Genomic DNA, 15,792 nt, shown 5'->3' with positions numbered 1-15,792 from the left:
GACTTAAACTGCTATTTATATTACATTCTTCATTTTTTAGCACTCATGTCCCAGATATTTGCTGAACTCACCCAAGACCAGCCCCATCGTCCGATCTTGGAATATGCACTCCAGTATGTTGATGCAACTCTCCCTCGTGTTGTCATAGATTGTGGGTGTGGTGCAGGCAATGAGGCTGCCTTCTTACTCCAGCATGATTATCTGGTTCACGCTTTTGATCCATCCGAAGCAGCACAACAGGCGTGTCAACATCGATTTAAAAATCATCCTAAATTCTTTTTCTCGAATCATATTTTTGAAGACTATCCATTTCCTTCAGCCAGTATTATCGTTGCCCTATTCAGTCTATTTTTTTGTGCGCCTAAACAAATTGATCATGTACTTGCAAAGATGAAACATGCCTTGCCTCAAGGAGGGATCTTATTAATACAATTTTTAGGTCAAGATGATGCTTGGTTATTACAACAGCCCCAGACCATGCAAGGATTTAATCGCCAGCAAATTGAACAACTGCTCATTGAAGATTATGAAATTTTATTGAATCAAGAAACTAGAAAAGATCATCAAAATGCTCACGGAAAAATTAAATTCTGGAATTTCCACACACTGATTTTGAAAAAAATTTAACATGAAATTTTCTTTTACAGTTACGCCCTATTCAGATGGAATTTATGCGGGCCTTAATATGCAAATCATTCCCTACAATTTGCAACGAAATCCAAATTGTGACCATTCAATTGTCATTGATGAAATCGCATTTTCTTTAGTAGAACACTTGTTTTCTGTGGATGAAAAGCCTTGGTCACACTGGGGAAATACATATCTTGATGCAGGAGAAATAGCACAAGTTATTGCAAAACTTGATGCATATAAAATTTACTTAGAAGCTAAAAAATATTTATGCTATAACGATAATGTGCGTCTTTTATTTAAGCAAGAAACTAAAATTTTTAAGAAAAAATATCCAAAATATAAAGTGGACGTGATCAAAATGATGGATGATCTTATACGTTTCTTAAACAAGCTATTAGAACAAGATGTTGATGGACTTACACTTATTGGCGTTTAATTATAAAGACAGACAACCGACTTAGATCACCAAATCGAGTACAATTCATCTGATTTGAAATATTGAGATTTTTCAGCATGTCTACCCAACCATGGCTCAACCAAGGCAGCCTTGTCCTTGCAAGTAACAACAAAGGTAAAGTTGTTGAATTTGAACATCTCTTTCAACAACTCAACCTTCCTGTCGAGATCATTCCTCAAGGCAAACTGGATATTGAAGATGCGATCGAAGACGGTCTCAGCTTTGTTGAAAATGCGATTATCAAAGCGCGTCATGCCTCTAAACTTTCAGGCAAACCAGCCCTCGCAGATGACTCTGGACTTTGTGTTCCAATTTTAGGTGGTGCACCAGGAATCTACTCAGCACGCTATGCGGGTGAACACGGTAATGATGCTGCCAATAATCAAAAACTGTTGGCTGATCTTGCGCCTTTCCGTAAACAAGGTGAAGCGATTGAAGGCATGTTTGTCTGCGTATTGGCACTGGTCTCGCATGCTGAAGACCCACTTCCACAAATTTTTCAGGGCATTTGGAAAGGTGAGATTTTAGAAGCAGCACGTGGCGAAAATGGCTTTGGTTACGATCCTTTATTCTGGCTACCTGAGCTGAATGTTTCGAGTGCTGAGCTTAGTAAAGCTGAGAAGAATAAAATCAGTCATCGCGGTCAAGCCATGCAACTATTTAAAGCCAGTTTACTTTAAATAGACAAGTGCTCTAGCCCACAGCTAGAGCACTTTTAAATGCAATACAATGCCATATAACACAACCACGATACAGCTCACGATGGTTCCCGCAGCAATATATCGAGCGGATACACCCGTGCCTTGATAATGCGTTTCCAGCGCCACAATATTGGCTGCTGGTGGTAAACAGAATAATAAAAATAAAACAGGGAGCAAAAATTCAATATTTGGAATCGGGATAAAATAATAGGTCAATGTACAAATCAATATACCAAACAACATTTTTACGATGAGTGCACGCGTACTAAAAATCAAATCAGCAAAATGTACACGCGTATGTCGTAACCACATGCCCAAGATACACATTCCCGCAAAGCTCATACCAAATTTTGCAACATCATAGCTCCGCTCTAAAACCAGATTTCCCTCTAAGCTCTGAAATCCTATACCCCATAAAATCAATGCGATCAATAATGCAAGCACAGGCGGTGACTTTACAACCTTATGCACTGTTGCAACATAGTCAGTCGGCCCTTTTGAAACCGCAGCAACTGCCCAAATATTGCCAAAGAGTGAACCACCGATATACAGCGCAATCATGGCACTACTCACCTGCTCGCCAAAGAGTGCAATGGCAAATGGAAAACCCAACCAGCCAATGTTGCTATAACTCGAACAAAGTGCCTGTAAGCGATCTTTAGAAAAATAAGCAAACACATAAAACAGCAGGATCGATGAAATGAAACTAAACAGGATCAGGGCAAAACTACCCGCCTGATAGAACACCATGTTGTAAATGATGACCACAGGAATAAATAACCGTGCCAATAAGGAAGAGAGTATCTTCTTTAGCTGTTCTGCGAATTTAAATTGAGCTGCCACTAGCCCGAAAATAAAAGCACTTATTGGGAGAAGAAAGGTCATGTCGGTCTGGTTTTTATCATGTATTGATATGCTGCCTATGCTAGCACTATTTACCATTTGGTAGATGCAGTGTCTTAAAACTGCAATATAAGTGTCACATCGTTGTCATGCCAAGCTGTTGAGATATACCCAAAGTTTTATAGGAATAGAATAATGGCTGGTTTATCAATTTGGCATGTACTGATTTTTGCAATTGTAGTCATTCTACTTTTCGGTACATCTAAACTTAAAAACTTAGGGAAAGATGTCGGTGGGGCGGTAAAAGACTTCAAAAAATCAATGAAAGAAGAAGAAGCTGCGGCACCTTTAAATGAACCACGTACCATTGATGCTCAAGTTAAAACTACTGAAAGCTCAGTAAAAAGCTAAGCGAGCACGACTATGCTGAATTTGGGAATGACCGAGATTTTTTGCTTTGCAGTCATTGCATTGCTGGTACTCGGTCCTGATAAATTGCCAGAAGCTGCTCGGTTCGTAGCGAAATGGTATGGCAAAATTAAAAAGTTTATCAACAACATTCAGAATGAAATCGATCGCGAATTACGCCTTTCTGAGTTCCGCGAAGAAATGCAAAAAGAAATTGATAAAATTACTGAACTTGAACGCAGGATGCAACAACAGCTAGATGCGCTTAAAAGCACACAGACACCATCCGATGCTGAGCCAGAACAAGCAGAGACTAACCGATCAACGGCGACTTACACCTTACGGTCTCAGCAAGCGGTCATTCCATTCAGTCTTGCCTATCAAAAGCAATTACCTTTCAACCTTGAGTCACCCAATGTAATGGCTCAAAAGTTTGATACAGAATTAAAGATTGCCGTATGAGCCAATTACCCTCTACTTCAGTGACGACTGAAGAATCGCTTCAACAAATGCCTGTGATGCAGCATTTGATTGTACTCCGCCAATATCTCTTTAAGATTGTCGGGGTAACGATTTTTCTTTTTTTCTGCTTGTTACCTTTTCGAAACCATACGTATCAATGGCTTTCTGAACCCTTAAGACAACAGCTTCCTGCAACCTCAACCATGATTGCGACCGATGTGACGGCAACCTTCATGGCGCCGTTTAAGCTGAATCTGTTTGTCGCATTTATGTTGGCAATGCCTTACATCATTTATCAAATTTGGTCGTTTATTAAACCTGCGCTGTATGAAAAAGAACGCCACTTGGCAATACCTTTATTGCTAGGCAGTATTGTGCTGTTTTATTTAGGCGTGGCCTTTGCTTATTTCATTACCTTACCGGCAATTTTGCATTTCTTCATTAGCGTTTCACCTGAAACCGTTGCGCCAATGACAGACATCAATAGTTATTTAAGCTTCTGTTTAAAACTTTTCTTGGTATTTGGCTTCACCTTTGAAATCCCAATTATTACCTTAGTACTGATTTTGATTGGTGTCGTCAGCACCCAAACACTGATCGAAAAGCGTCGTTTTATCGTCGTGGGATGCTTCTTTATTGCTATGTTTGTGACACCACCCGATGCCTTATCCATGATCATGTTAGCAATCCCAATGTGGATGCTATTTGAATTGGGGCTACTATTCGGGAAAATACTCGAAAAAAGAAAAGCGTCAGATTAAATCAGACCAATAAAAAATCCCCAGAAAATCGCTGGGGATTCTTCTATCTTAATCCTATATTTATTAAATAGTTATAAAAAATAAATTGTCTTTAAACTGCCTTCAAACTGTCAGAAAATTGTCATCTAGGCTTCATAGAATCGATCAGGATTTATTTACCATATATTAAAGATACGGATTTACTATGACAGCCAATACCAATCAGCCAAGTCGTCGTGATATTTTAAAATGGTTCGCGGGTGTACCGTTTTTACCACTCGGGGCAATGGGCACAGCAGCAGCTTTAACAGGTTGCAATGATGACAATGATAACGACATCGTTACGCCACCAGCAAAACTGGTGAAATTAAAAAATGCCAAATTCACACCAATGGCGGCACCAACCACCACTGCCGAGATGGCTACAACTTCAGTCAAGTCAAGCTTAACCGTGACTTGGGAAGATAATACCAGCACCGAATATAAATTAGGTTATCAAGAGTTTTTCCGCACGGGTATGGAAGTTGACAATATCAATGGTGGCAAAATTATCGCGGGTAGCTATTACGACATCAATAACAAAGCGATCAGAGATACATCTGTTGCAGGTCAAGAGCGTCAATTCTTCTCTGACTGCCCAGATGGCTCTTCAATGATCCATCTCAAAGATGCAAAAGTTGACGGTGTCAACAATCCAGTCTTCCATGTAGTCCAGTTCGAATACACCACTCAAAACTTGGCTCAACAAAGTATGTATGGTCAGTTGCCATCTCCGATTGCAGTATTGACCTTAGACCAAGATCAAAAAACTGGACATCTGGCGTTGAAAAAATACTTCAATGTCGATATGTCTAAAGTCCATGGTCTATGGATTACTTGTGGTGCTAGCCTCTCACCTTGGAATACACACCTTTCAAGTGAAGAATATGAGCCAGATGCTTTTGATCAAATTGGTAGTACCTTAGCAACATTAAGAGCCTACAGTAAAAATCTGTATGGCAATGAAAATACAGCAAATGTTTATAACTATGGCCATTTACCAGAAATTATTCTGGATGGTAAAGGTCGTGGTACTGCAGTTAAACACTATTGCTTAGGTCGTATTTCACACGAACTTATTCAAGTGATGCCAGATAACCGTACAGTGATCATGGGTGATGACTATACCAATGGCGGTTTCTTTATGTTCATTGCAGATAAAGAAAAAGATTTATCTGCGGGAACTTTATATGTTGCAAAATACACAGCTGAGTTGAATGAGACATCTACAGCACCAATCAAATGGATCAAACTGGGTCATACCGACAGTAAGACCATTGAAGACTTGGTGAATGTTCGCGGCATTAAAGCTGAAAACATTATGGAAAGCTTAAAAACAGCACCAGCAGATTTAACAGGTTATACCCAAATTGTGCTGGATAAGAAAACACTCTGGATCAAGTTAAAAGAAGCCAATAATGGTTTCAGTAAAGAAGAAATCGAATTAGCTGCTGCTTTCCTCGAAACCCACCGTTACGCTGCGCTCAAAGGCGGTAGTATGGCATTTACCAAAATGGAAGGAACCACAGTTAATATTAAAGACAAGGTTGCTTATTCTGCGCTTGCCAATATTCAAGACTCAATGATTGAAGGTAAGACAGGCTGGGTTGCAGCACACAATGTCAAATTTAAGAGTACACTGAAAGCAGGTGGTGTACTTGCGCATGACCTTAAAGGCAGCCAAGTTGACCACTTAAATAATGTGATCAATAGTGAATGGACACCGTATCAAAGCCATATGGTTCTGATGGGTAAAGATATTCCAGCGGATAGTTTGGGCAATACTGCCGATCCAAATAATATCGCCAGTCCAGACAATTTAAAATTCTCTGAAACTTTACGTACCTTATTCATCGGTGAAGATAGTGGTAACCATACCAATAACTTCCTTTGGGCTTATAACGTTGATACCAAGTCTTTAGATCGAATTTTATCGACACCTGCAGGTGCAGAATCAACAGGTTTACATGCGGTTGATTCAGTGAATGGCTGGACCTATATCATGAGCAACTTCCAGCATGCGGGTGATAGCTCAAACCTTCCTGCTGAATTAAAAGCAAAAGTTTTAGCGAACTATAATGGTGGTTATAGTGCAAGCGTTGGCTATATCACAGCCGATCCAGTTGCACCATCAATCGAGAAAAAAGCTTAAATCTTCGCTTTTTTCTCACAAAAAAATGCCGACAAATGTCGGCATTTTTTATTCAATGAAGCAATCTCACTGCACTACCCACACTTGTTTGAATACAGAGAAAAATCACAGCAAACGATACTTTTATTTCAGCCACTTTTCCTATCTATAAATAGGTGAACAGAACAACGCTCCCTTTCTCTCATGTTTCTTATTATAAAAAAGCTCCTTTAAAAGGAGCTAAATCAAACCAATCTGGCTGTCTATCATTAATCACCAAAATCAGAATAGTCTTTACTGGTTAATTTGCTATATTTTTTCCAAGGTTCTGCAATATTCACTTGTTGAATATTTGCTTTCATAATGTCATAGCGCAAACCATCTAAGCTACGAATATCAACGCGTTTCGCAATATTGTTACGATTATCCCATTCCACACGAATCTTATTTTTCTTATTTTGGGTTTCATACAACGTGCTGTTGGTATCCTTTTTGGTGATCTTCATCCCTTTTAAGGTTTTAGGATCAAGTAGCGAATAGACACATGACCAACAGTTGCTTAAGCCCAACATATCCACATCCGCATCTTGCAAATGTACGACTGTTTTATCTTCGACCAAAACCAAATTCAGTTTGGGCTGTTTTTTCTGATCAATAAAATAATGTTGCGCCGCTTCAGCTAAATCTAAGTGTTTATGTCCACCCTTTTCATCACCATGCTGGTGGTGTTTCGGCAATACACGTTCAATCCAGATATTCTGGGTATCACGATACATACGTTCCTGAAACACACTGGTACGGGTCACACCATCATTGCCAATATTTTGAGACTCACGTGTAATACTGGCACTCAATAACGGTGCCGCATGCAAAGACGTCATTCCCAAACTGAGCAATACCGAACTCATCACTAGACGCATGTTATTTCCTGCATAAAAAAAAACCTCAGTCATAGTGACTGAGGTTTTTTGCAATATGATGAAAATATTGAATAAAGCGCTTATTTAAATCCAAAGGCTTCTTTCAATTTGCTAAACACCCAAGCATTTTCACGTGTACCTTTAAACACTTGAGAACCTGCACCCTCAGCAAATAAGAGGACATCACCACCACCATGTGTTTCAGATCCAGGACTACCGAGTTTAACGCCGACTTGTTGCAAGTAATCATCTGCCGCCGCTTCATCATCAGTAATATCAATACGTGACGTTGGACGTGGTCCACCACCATTACCAAAGACCAACGTGGTTGAGGTTTTACCCTTTGCATCTAAGTTAGGTGCATGCTTCTTGCCATCAGCCAGCACACGCGTGCGCGTATCTGTCGCTTTGGCTTCTTGATAGCTATAACTTAAACCCAAGATACCAGGATTCGCAGTCGTTGTTTTTCCAGTACGCGCGGTATAACCGTTAAAGGTCATGGTGTGGTCATGATCCGCAGTCACCACGATCAAGGTATTTTTTAACTCAGGATCCGTTTTCTTGATCTTCTCCAAGGCCTTCTTGATCGCATTATCAAATGCAATGGTATCGTGTAGTGCACGTTTGGCATTGGTTCCATGTAAAGCATGGTCAATACGCCCACCTTCAACCATCAAGAAAAAGCCTTTACCTGCGGTATCTTGTGCCTGCAGTAAATCAATCGATTTTTCAGTCATTTCAGCTAGAGTTGGCTGATTTGGTGCAGTTTTCTCACGATCCAAATCATATTCTAGATGTGAAGTTGCAGAATAAAGACCAATATACTTTTTATTCAATGGTGCTGCATCCATCTCTGCTTTGGTCGCACCTACAGTATAATTTTTAGCCTTCAATTCATTGAGTAAATTACGCCCATCAATACGCCCTTTTTTATTGTCGGCCGCATTAAAAGGTGTGAAATGGTTGCGTCCGCCGCCCATTAATACATCCACACCATCTAGCAATTTAGTATTGTAACCTGCCCCACCTGGAATCACCTGACGTGCAATCTCAAACTGTGCATTACGATTACACACATGAGAGAATGTCGCAGCGGGCGTTGCATGGGTCAACTCTGTAGTGGTAATCGCCCCAACCTTTTTACCATTGGCTTTGGCAAGTTCCAGAATCGTTTCCGCAGGGCTACCAGCAGCGACACTTGAACCTGGTGTTGGGCAATTGTTAATGGCATTCGATACTTTAGTTACACCATCTGGCGCAGTACCTGCACTTGGTTCAACTGCGATAGTTCCTGGTGTCATCCCAATCACTTCATTTCGGGTTTTCTTGCCCGTCATATAGGCAGCCATAGAAGGCGCACTGTCAGTGGTTTGACCATCTTCTGAATAGGTCTTAATTCTTACCGTACGGCGCAAGGTGTCCATGGTTAATTTACCAGACTCACCGTAGCCATAAATACGGCTTGCCGTGACTGTGGTTGGCCCCATACCATCACCTAAAAAGAAAATGATATTTTTGGCTTCACCCGCAGCCTGTGCACCAGTACTCGCAGCAAGTAATGCAACAGTTAAAGCAGAGGCTTTCATACCGAACTGACCTAATTTAAATTGTTTTAACATCATCGTTCTCCAGTCTGTTGTTATTTATCTAGGCCAATGGCTTTACGAACTAAGTTAAATACTTCGATATTTTCGAGGCTACCGTGGAAGTTGTCTGAGCCGACACCGATTGCACCAAGGAATACATCTGTACCACCATGTGTTTCACTATCCGCAAAACCGGTTTGCACCACAGCTTCTTGTTGGAAGTCATCCGCAGCCGTACCTGTACACCAACCGTCTTTATCAATGTCTGTTCCACGACTATCGGTATATTTACCTGCTGGACCTGCGACTGGATTACAGGTATCGTTATCGGCTAAAGCACCACGTGCTTCAAGACGGTTATTATCTAGACGCTTTTTACCTGTACCAAAGCCAATAATTGGATACGGCGTTCCGTTTTCATCAGTCGCATAGCCAGCTTTGTTATAGTTTTTAACCAAGCCTAATACACTGGTCTCGGCACCTTTTACATATTTACCTGTACGTTTCGCATAACCATTCAAGACCATGGTATGGTCATGGTCAGCAGTCACCACGATCAATGTATTCTTGAGCTCTGGATCTGTTTTTTTGACTTTATCAATCGCTGCTTTAATCGCATTATCAAAGGCAACCGTGTCTTGTAATGCACGTTTTGCATTGGTGTCATGTAAGGCATGGTCGATACGTCCGCCTTCAACCATCAAGAAGAAGCTTTTATTTTTCGCTTGTAAGACATCAATCGCCTTGGTAGTCATATCTGCAAGACTTGGCTCATCAATATTCTTATTGGTACGATCTAGGTCATAGTTCATATGACTGGCATTGAATAAGCCCAATAATTTTTTGGTCTTGGTCGGATCAATTTTGGTGAGGTCACTACCAGTTGCAACAAAGTTATAACCTTGATCTTGCATTTCTTTGACTAGATCACGACCATCAGCACGCTTACCACCCGATACAGTCGTTGGTTTAAACTGGCGTAAGCCGCCCCCCAAAACCACATCCACACCATCATTTAATTTGGTGTTGTATGCACCCCAACCTGTTCCCTTACCTGCAGGAACCAATTGTGCTGCAATATCATTTTCAGCATCACGATGACAAACATGTGCATAGGTTGTTGCTGGTGTAGCATGGGTAATACGCGTTGTAGTCACAAGTCCTGTACCCATACCTTGTGCTTTGGCAAGTTCAAGTAAGGTTTCTGCAGGTTTCTTGCCTTTATTCTCCGCAACATCATCACAGGTACTGGTACCGTCTGCTTTCGGTGGAGATGCGATCGTTCCTGTCTGCATGGAAATGACTTCATTTTTCATTTTCACGCCAGTCATATAGGCAGCCATTGACGGTGCACTATCCGTCACCTGACCATCTTCTGAAAAGGTACGAACAAACGCTGTTTCTGGGAGAGTATCTATGGTCAAATCACCATCTTCACCAACAGAATAAATACGCGATGCAGTTAAGGTGGTAATTCCCATCCCATCGCCTAAAAAGAAAATGACATTTTTTGCGGTTGGTGTCTTTGGCACTTCTGCTTTTTCATCATTATCATTATCGTTACAGGCTACCATCCCACCCGATAAGACTGCTATCAAACTGACCGCCAATAGCTTTTTGGAAAAGCTCATCTTTGATAAGAACATAAAATATCCCCAGATTTATTGTTTGGACGTAATTTCGTTGCATAGACCATAACAATGCTGGGTGACCCTTTTATGTCACCTTGATGACAATATTATTTCATCTTGTTGTTTTATATATAAATTATGTTATAACATATCAATTTAATCAGCTAACGCAATTTGAAGATCAATAACTTTTCCCTGCTGCTCACCCTGTTGAGATTTTTCCAGCCAGTGCCATTGTGTTTGCGTCAATCTTAAAAAATTAGAGCATCGTGTGCCATAAATTGGACTTTGAATAAAGATTGAAGACAGCAAAGCTTCCATGTCTGTATTAATTCCCGTATCGGGTAACAGATCTGGAATGACTTTTCGTTCATCTTCTAAAATGTCCCAAGCAGCATCGTTTAACGTTAACTCTGATACTTGAGACTGTTGTAGCATCGGTAGAAATTCTTGAGTAAAGCGCTGACGTAAATGTCTGGTTTTCTGCCAATCGTCAGACATGAGTCCATTTGAGACCACATAGACACCATTGGCGAGGACTTGGGGAGCTTCACCTCGGTTGCTCATATAAACGGCTTGTTCTATATCGCCAACAAACAAATTAAACCCCGCATAGTCCTGTTGCTGCTGTTCCAACTGTTGTGCAAAACGAATAGGAGCCAAATCACTTTCTAAAAAAGATTGGATCAAATGCCCCCGCGAAGTCGTATATTTATTTTGATCTCGTCCATTTCGGAAATTGGTGACAATCGCCCAACGCCCCGATGCTGTAACCCCCATCCACGTGCCACCCGACTGTAAGTCCTGCCCTGCAACAATGTTGCTGTTTTTCCATGGATGCAAAAGCGAACTTGGCCGATGATAAAATTCATCACGATTTGAAATGAGGCACAATGGCATCCCATCTAGCACTTGCCATGCAAAAGCGACAATACACATAGATTCTTTTTCTCACATATTCGGAACATTGATCTTTCACATTGAATGTACAACATTTTTAACATCATTCCGCTACAATCTGCTCAAAATATAAAATTGAGGAACAGCAATGCTGACCTATCCAAATATTGATCCGGTTGCGCTGAGCTTAGGACCAGTCAAAGTGCACTGGTATGGACTGATGTATCTCTTGGCTTTTCTATGTGCATGGGGTTTGGCATCGTATCGCGCTAAACAACGTGATGGCTGGACAGGTGACATGGTTTCTGACCTAGTCTTTTACGGTGCGCTGGGTGTGGTTCTGGGTGGTCGTGTCGGCTATGTCCTGTTTTATGAATTTGATAAATTCCTAGAAAATCCACTGTGGTTATTCCAAGTCTGGACAGGCGGCATGAGCTTCCACGGCGGCTTCCTTGGTGTCATGATTGCAATGCTGTTTTGGTGTAAGAAATACCAAAAGACATGGTTCCAGACCTTGGACTTTATTGCGCCATGTGTACCAACAGGTTTGATGTTCGGACGTTTTGGTAACTTTATTGGTGGTGAACTTTATGGTCGTCAAGTCCAAGATCCAAGCTATCCATTTGGCATGATTTTCCCAACCGATCCATTAGGTCTGGTTCGCCATCCATCACAAATCTATCAAGCATTCTGTGAAGGTCTGATCCTGTTCATCGTACTTTGGTGGTTCAGTTCTAAGCCTCGCCCACGTATGGCTGTTTCAGCAGTGTTTCTCGTCGGCTATGGTATTGCTCGGTTCTTTATGGAATTCTTCCGCGAACCCGATGCAGACCAAGGCTACATTTTATTTGGCTGGATGACCAAAGGACAAATCCTGAGTTTCCCAATGATTATTATTGGTCTATGGATGATCTGGTACGCTTACCGTAAAAATATTTATGACTGGCAGTTAAAGAAATAAAAAATGGGAGCGAATGCTCCCTTTTTTAGGCCGACGACTTAAGCCATTTATCAATCTTTCAGAAACAGCGTATATTGATTCTATTCCATTCAGGAGAGAGTCGATGCAGCAACAAAGTCAGCATCTTGCCAGCTTTAAAGTGCATGAGCTGGTTCTTAGCCTATCTCCCTTGCAGCTTAATCAACACCTTGTCATCCAAATTGAAAAATCTCTCGGGCTGAGTTTTAACGAGCAAGATCAGCCACATCGCGTCTGTTTTGCCAACCAAAATGCCGAATTACAAGATGCCTATAAACAAGTTTTTACAGCACTCGATCTGCTTGATTATGTCTATGCTGTTTTAGCGGCAGAAAAAGGAAAAATAGATTTACTTGATCCGAAGCAACACCCCATTCCCTATCCGACCGACAATCTCCAATTCTGGACGTTGGTCAAAATTGGTCAACACTATCGTTCTTCTTTGGCTTAAAGTTTTCCAGCCAATGCCTTCACGACATCACCTAAACGTTTACCCTGCGCTTCACATAAGATTTTTTCATCTTGGCTGATACTTTGATCATGTCTTGGCCCACTGACATGGCTAGCGCCATAGGGTGTTCCACCAGTTTTGGTATTGGATAATGCGGGGATTGAATTTGGTAATCCCATAATCATCATGCCATGATGAAACAACGGCGGTAACATCGTCAATAATGTACTTTCCTGCCCACCATGCATTGAACCCGAAGAGGTAAACACACAAGCAGGTTTATTATGCAACGCACCATTTAACCATAAGCTGGTCGTTTGATCCCAAAAGTACTTCATCTCACTGGCCATATTGCCAAAACGTGTGGGTGAACCCAAGGCTAAACCAGAACAATGCGTCAGATCATCTAAACTACAATAAATATCACCATCTTCTGGGATACTGGCTTCCGCTTGAGTCACAACAGGGGCCAAATTCGGTACGGTTCGAATGCGAGCAGTGACACCAGCCGCTTCAATTCCATCGGCAATCAGATGCGCCATTTGCTTGGTTGAACCATATTTACTGTAATAAAGAACAAGAACGTAAGGTTGCATCACTTTCAAGAATTTTGTTAAAAAGAACACTATACGACATTTTTTACTTTTTGAGCTGTAGTAAATCCAGTGATTACACCGGATTTTTATTAAAAATAACTAGGATAGAACCCATGATCTTAAAGCGTTATCTAAAAAATCTGCCCTTTTTAGAGAAAACATGGTTTCAATTTATTGTGTTTGTGTTACGACGTTTCGAAGCAGATCGCTGCCGAGAACAAGCGGGAGGTCTCACCTATACCACACTGTTTGCTGTGGTTCCGATGCTGACTGTGTTTTTGGTGATAATCTCTTCCATCAAAGCACTGGAACCTGCCAGACAACAACTGCAACAACTGATTTATAGTAACTTCTTACCAAAAAGCACCATCGCCTTTGACAAAGCCTTAAATGCCTTTACCGAGAAATCCAGCAACCTGACCATCATTGGTGTGCTGTTTCTCTTTATCACTACGGTGCTGATGCTGACTTCGATTGAAAATGTATTTAATCGGATTTGGCGCGTCAAAGAGACACGCACAGGCTTAGTCGGATTCATGCGTTACTGGACCATTATTTCACTGGGACCCATTATTTTGGGCAGCGCCTTTGTGCTGTCTTCTACAGTGGCTTCAATGAATATTCTGAGTAATAACTTTGCAGGTTATCAGTTAGATGGTTCGTTCCTGTTATGGCTAATCTCTTTTGTTCTGACCATTGTCGGTTTCTTTATTTTATATTGGACCATTCCCAATCGGACTGTTCCTGTGTTTTCAGCCTTCATCGCTGCTTGCTTTAGTGCCACGGTCTTTGAAGTTTTAAAACGTTTTTTTGGCTGGGTGATGAGCAACTTCACCAGTTATGAAATCGTCTATGGTGCCTTTGCAGCAGTACCGATTTTCCTGCTGTGGATCTATTTGTCTTGGAATATTATCTTATTGGGTGTCGAAATCAGTTACGCTCTGACTGCCTTTCATTCAGGCAAAGAACAAAAGCGTCATCCGATTTTAATGCTGCTCGATATTCTGGAATTGTTTTATAAGAAACAACAAATCGGTCAAAGTGTTAGTGAAAAAGAGCTTTTGAATATTATCGGTCGTGGTGAATTGGGACGTTTGCCTGCCTATATCATCCAACTCGAACAACAAAATCTGATTATGCGAACCGATAAAGATGAATATGTGTTGGTCCGCAATCTGGCACAGGTGGATTTTTGGAGTTTCTTCACCGCGCTTCCTTATCCTCTGCCGCTACGTCATGATGTCGAACATATCCATCAGGATGATGAATGGATAGAACGACTTGGCCCGTCATTGGTTGAAAGTAACGACTATTTAGCGGCCAAACTGTCTATTCCCCTGTCTACAATCTTTGAACAGAAATAAAGAAAATAAAAAAAAGACCTCAGTTGAGGTCTTTTTTTTATTTTCTGAGCCAGCCTTGTAAACTCACCACCACGATACCCAGCAAAACCAAGCTCGAACCAATCACAAAATTCAACTCAATCTTCTCATCCAATAACCACATACCAAAAGCCATACCAAACAAGGGGGTCAGAAAAGAAAATACACCGAGTCGAGATGCCAAATAATTACGTAATAACCAGAACCACGCCAGAAAACTCGCAAAAGAAACGATCAAGGTATGAAATGCCAGACTTCCGATCACAAGCGGCGTAAAGTGAATCGTACCTTGACCAAGAATAAGAGCCAATCCAAACAACAATACAAAACTACCCGCCAATTGATAAAACAGAGTTTGTGTCACTGCAGCTTGTGCAAGGGAAGATAAACGAACCGTGATGGTGGTTGCTGCCCAAGCGATACTTGCCGCAAGCGCAAGTAAATCGCCCCATAACATTTGTTGTTGCAACACAGAATCCGTACCGTTATCCACCCGCAAGAAAGTTACCACAATTCCGAAAAAGGCAATCGCGATCCCACTCCATTGCAGTATGCTTAAGCGCTCAGAAGGGAGTTTCCAGTGCAAACCCAAGGCCACAAAAATCGGAGCAGTATAGAGCAACACCACCGCATGCGAAGCTGAGGTCAATTGCAAAGCTTGCGCCAGTAAAAAGAACTCCAAGGAAAATAACACAGCAACCAATACACCTGCTTTTAAGTTCTGACGATTCAAAAGCTGGCTGGTCTTATCGAGATACAGCAACGGCAATAGGAGTATGGCTGCCAAACCTGAACGGAGCGCGATTTGCATTAAGGGAGAAATATCAGGAGCTGCCATTTTTAAGATGACTTGTTGTAGTCCCCAAATCATGCACAGTACAATCATCAGACCCGATGCCGTTGCATCTAATGCTTTACGCTCATCCATCGCGT

17 protein-coding genes are annotated in these 15,792 nt (G+C 41.4%); 10 read left to right on the top strand and 7 right to left on the bottom strand.

Going from position 1 to position 15,792, the window contains the following annotated elements:
• Positions 1 to 45: 45 nt before the first annotated feature.
• The 3 genes from MMO42_RS07345 (at position 46) to rdgB (ending at position 1,770) form a co-directional block, all read left to right on the top strand.
• Entirely contained in the window at positions 46 to 627 is a 582-nt protein-coding gene (locus MMO42_RS07345) for a class I SAM-dependent methyltransferase (protein WP_241319884.1), read from the top strand.
• A gap of 1 nt (position 628) precedes the next feature.
• A complete protein-coding gene (locus tag MMO42_RS07340; protein WP_241319883.1) occupies positions 629 to 1,069 on the top strand; it encodes a hypothetical protein in 441 nt (146 codons plus the stop codon).
• A 77-nt stretch (positions 1,070 to 1,146) separates the two neighbouring features.
• On the top strand, positions 1,147 to 1,770 hold the full coding sequence (gene rdgB, locus MMO42_RS07335) for an RdgB/HAM1 family non-canonical purine NTP pyrophosphatase (RefSeq protein ID WP_241319882.1): 624 nt from the start codon (positions 1,147 to 1,149) through the stop codon (positions 1,768 to 1,770).
• A gap of 24 nt (positions 1,771 to 1,794) precedes the next feature.
• Here the strand turns inward: rdgB and MMO42_RS07330 are convergent, their stop codons facing one another.
• Entirely contained in the window at positions 1,795 to 2,676 is an 882-nt protein-coding gene (locus MMO42_RS07330) for a permease (RefSeq protein WP_241319881.1), read from the bottom strand.
• A gap of 153 nt (positions 2,677 to 2,829) precedes the next feature.
• On the opposite strand from MMO42_RS07330, the gene tatA reads away from it, so the two are divergent.
• The 4 genes from tatA to MMO42_RS07310 all read left to right on the top strand — a co-directional run bounded on the left by tatA (position 2,830) and on the right by MMO42_RS07310 (position 6,435).
• Positions 2,830 to 3,045: a Sec-independent protein translocase subunit TatA gene (tatA, locus tag MMO42_RS07325; RefSeq protein ID WP_005147023.1), complete on the top strand. Its 216-nt coding sequence runs from the start codon at positions 2,830 to 2,832 to the stop codon at positions 3,043 to 3,045.
• A 12-nt stretch (positions 3,046 to 3,057) separates the two neighbouring features.
• Positions 3,058 to 3,504: a Sec-independent protein translocase protein TatB gene (tatB, locus tag MMO42_RS07320; protein WP_241319880.1), complete on the top strand. Its 447-nt coding sequence runs from the start codon at positions 3,058 to 3,060 to the stop codon at positions 3,502 to 3,504.
• Positions 3,501 to 4,265: a twin-arginine translocase subunit TatC gene (gene tatC / locus MMO42_RS07315; protein ID WP_241319879.1), complete on the top strand. Its 765-nt coding sequence runs from the start codon at positions 3,501 to 3,503 to the stop codon at positions 4,263 to 4,265. The genes tatB and tatC overlap by 4 nt, the downstream gene beginning before the upstream one ends.
• 184 nt (positions 4,266 to 4,449) lie before the next feature.
• Positions 4,450 to 6,435 carry an alkaline phosphatase PhoX gene (locus MMO42_RS07310; protein WP_241319878.1) on the top strand — a complete coding sequence of 662 codons (1,986 nt, stop codon included), beginning with the start codon at positions 4,450 to 4,452 and terminating at the stop codon, positions 6,433 to 6,435.
• Between the two features lie 248 nt (positions 6,436 to 6,683).
• Here the strand turns inward: MMO42_RS07310 and MMO42_RS07305 are convergent, their stop codons facing one another.
• From MMO42_RS07305 to MMO42_RS07290, 4 genes are all read right to left on the bottom strand, one after another.
• Positions 6,684 to 7,334: a hypothetical protein gene (locus MMO42_RS07305; protein WP_241319877.1), complete on the bottom strand. Its 651-nt coding sequence runs from the start codon at positions 7,332 to 7,334 to the stop codon at positions 6,684 to 6,686.
• Positions 7,335 to 7,414: 80 nt separating this feature from the next.
• Positions 7,415 to 8,953, bottom strand: a complete 1,539-nt coding sequence (locus MMO42_RS07300) for an alkaline phosphatase (RefSeq protein WP_241319922.1) — start codon at positions 8,951 to 8,953, stop codon at positions 7,415 to 7,417.
• A 20-nt stretch (positions 8,954 to 8,973) separates the two neighbouring features.
• Entirely contained in the window at positions 8,974 to 10,566 is a 1,593-nt protein-coding gene (locus MMO42_RS07295) for an alkaline phosphatase (RefSeq protein WP_241319876.1), read from the bottom strand.
• A 141-nt stretch (positions 10,567 to 10,707) separates the two neighbouring features.
• Positions 10,708 to 11,490, bottom strand: a complete 783-nt coding sequence (locus MMO42_RS07290) for an NRDE family protein (RefSeq protein WP_241319875.1) — start codon at positions 11,488 to 11,490, stop codon at positions 10,708 to 10,710.
• A gap of 109 nt (positions 11,491 to 11,599) precedes the next feature.
• On the opposite strand from MMO42_RS07290, the gene lgt reads away from it, so the two are divergent.
• Together lgt and MMO42_RS07280 are read left to right on the top strand one after the other, a co-directional pair.
• Positions 11,600 to 12,412: a prolipoprotein diacylglyceryl transferase gene (gene lgt / locus MMO42_RS07285; RefSeq protein ID WP_005297058.1), complete on the top strand. Its 813-nt coding sequence runs from the start codon at positions 11,600 to 11,602 to the stop codon at positions 12,410 to 12,412.
• A 103-nt stretch (positions 12,413 to 12,515) separates the two neighbouring features.
• Positions 12,516 to 12,881 (top strand): hypothetical protein, encoded by a 366-nt coding sequence (locus MMO42_RS07280; protein WP_241319874.1) that lies wholly within the window; start codon positions 12,516 to 12,518, stop codon positions 12,879 to 12,881.
• On the opposite strand, the gene wrbA is transcribed toward MMO42_RS07280, so the two are convergent.
• On the bottom strand, positions 12,878 to 13,477 hold the full coding sequence (gene wrbA, locus MMO42_RS07275; RefSeq protein WP_241319873.1) for an NAD(P)H:quinone oxidoreductase: 600 nt from the start codon (positions 13,475 to 13,477) through the stop codon (positions 12,878 to 12,880). The two genes, MMO42_RS07280 and wrbA, sit on opposite strands and share 4 nt — an antisense overlap.
• Before the next feature lie 113 nt (positions 13,478 to 13,590).
• Between wrbA and MMO42_RS07270 the strand changes: the two genes are divergently transcribed.
• Positions 13,591 to 14,841, top strand: coding sequence for a YihY family inner membrane protein (locus tag MMO42_RS07270; protein ID WP_241319872.1), 1,251 nt, complete (start codon positions 13,591 to 13,593; stop codon positions 14,839 to 14,841).
• A 37-nt stretch (positions 14,842 to 14,878) separates the two neighbouring features.
• Here the strand turns inward: MMO42_RS07270 and MMO42_RS07265 are convergent, their stop codons facing one another.
• Complete coding sequence (locus MMO42_RS07265; protein WP_241319871.1) at positions 14,879 to 15,787, bottom strand: DMT family transporter; 909 nt, start codon at positions 15,785 to 15,787, stop codon at positions 14,879 to 14,881.
• Positions 15,788 to 15,792: the final 5 nt, after the last annotated feature.

It is taken from the genome of Acinetobacter sp. ANC 3882 (genome assembly GCF_022549545.1).
Taxonomy (GTDB): domain Bacteria; phylum Pseudomonadota; class Gammaproteobacteria; order Pseudomonadales; family Moraxellaceae; genus Acinetobacter.
This window is presented reverse-complemented; position numbering and strand designations above follow the sequence as displayed.

What these genes read in the sequence shown, in the direction of transcription:
- MMO42_RS07300 (WP_241319922.1), bottom strand. Translation starts at nt 8,953, where the DNA reads ATGTTAAAACAATTTAAATTAGGTCAGTTCGGTATGAAAGCCTCTGCT.
- MMO42_RS07310 (WP_241319878.1), top strand. Translation starts at nt 4,450, where the DNA reads ATGACAGCCAATACCAATCAGCCAAGTCGTCGTGATATTTTAAAATGG.
- MMO42_RS07295 (WP_241319876.1), bottom strand. Translation starts at nt 10,566, where the DNA reads ATGTTCTTATCAAAGATGAGCTTTTCCAAAAAGCTATTGGCGGTCAGT.
- tatC (WP_241319879.1), top strand. Translation starts at nt 3,501, where the DNA reads ATGAGCCAATTACCCTCTACTTCAGTGACGACTGAAGAATCGCTTCAA.
- MMO42_RS07290 (WP_241319875.1), bottom strand. Translation starts at nt 11,490, where the DNA reads ATGTGTATTGTCGCTTTTGCATGGCAAGTGCTAGATGGGATGCCATTG.
- rdgB (WP_241319882.1), top strand. Translation starts at nt 1,147, where the DNA reads ATGTCTACCCAACCATGGCTCAACCAAGGCAGCCTTGTCCTTGCAAGT.
- MMO42_RS07265 (WP_241319871.1), bottom strand. Translation starts at nt 15,787, where the DNA reads ATGGATGAGCGTAAAGCATTAGATGCAACGGCATCGGGTCTGATGATT.
- MMO42_RS07270 (WP_241319872.1), top strand. Translation starts at nt 13,591, where the DNA reads ATGATCTTAAAGCGTTATCTAAAAAATCTGCCCTTTTTAGAGAAAACA.
- MMO42_RS07330 (WP_241319881.1), bottom strand. Translation starts at nt 2,676, where the DNA reads ATGACCTTTCTTCTCCCAATAAGTGCTTTTATTTTCGGGCTAGTGGCA.
- MMO42_RS07305 (WP_241319877.1), bottom strand. Translation starts at nt 7,334, where the DNA reads ATGCGTCTAGTGATGAGTTCGGTATTGCTCAGTTTGGGAATGACGTCT.
- MMO42_RS07280 (WP_241319874.1), top strand. Translation starts at nt 12,516, where the DNA reads ATGCAGCAACAAAGTCAGCATCTTGCCAGCTTTAAAGTGCATGAGCTG.
- tatA (WP_005147023.1), top strand. Translation starts at nt 2,830, where the DNA reads ATGGCTGGTTTATCAATTTGGCATGTACTGATTTTTGCAATTGTAGTC.
- MMO42_RS07345 (WP_241319884.1), top strand. Translation starts at nt 46, where the DNA reads ATGTCCCAGATATTTGCTGAACTCACCCAAGACCAGCCCCATCGTCCG.
- lgt (WP_005297058.1), top strand. Translation starts at nt 11,600, where the DNA reads ATGCTGACCTATCCAAATATTGATCCGGTTGCGCTGAGCTTAGGACCA.
- wrbA (WP_241319873.1), bottom strand. Translation starts at nt 13,477, where the DNA reads ATGCAACCTTACGTTCTTGTTCTTTATTACAGTAAATATGGTTCAACC.
- tatB (WP_241319880.1), top strand. Translation starts at nt 3,058, where the DNA reads ATGCTGAATTTGGGAATGACCGAGATTTTTTGCTTTGCAGTCATTGCA.
- MMO42_RS07340 (WP_241319883.1), top strand. Translation starts at nt 629, where the DNA reads ATGAAATTTTCTTTTACAGTTACGCCCTATTCAGATGGAATTTATGCG.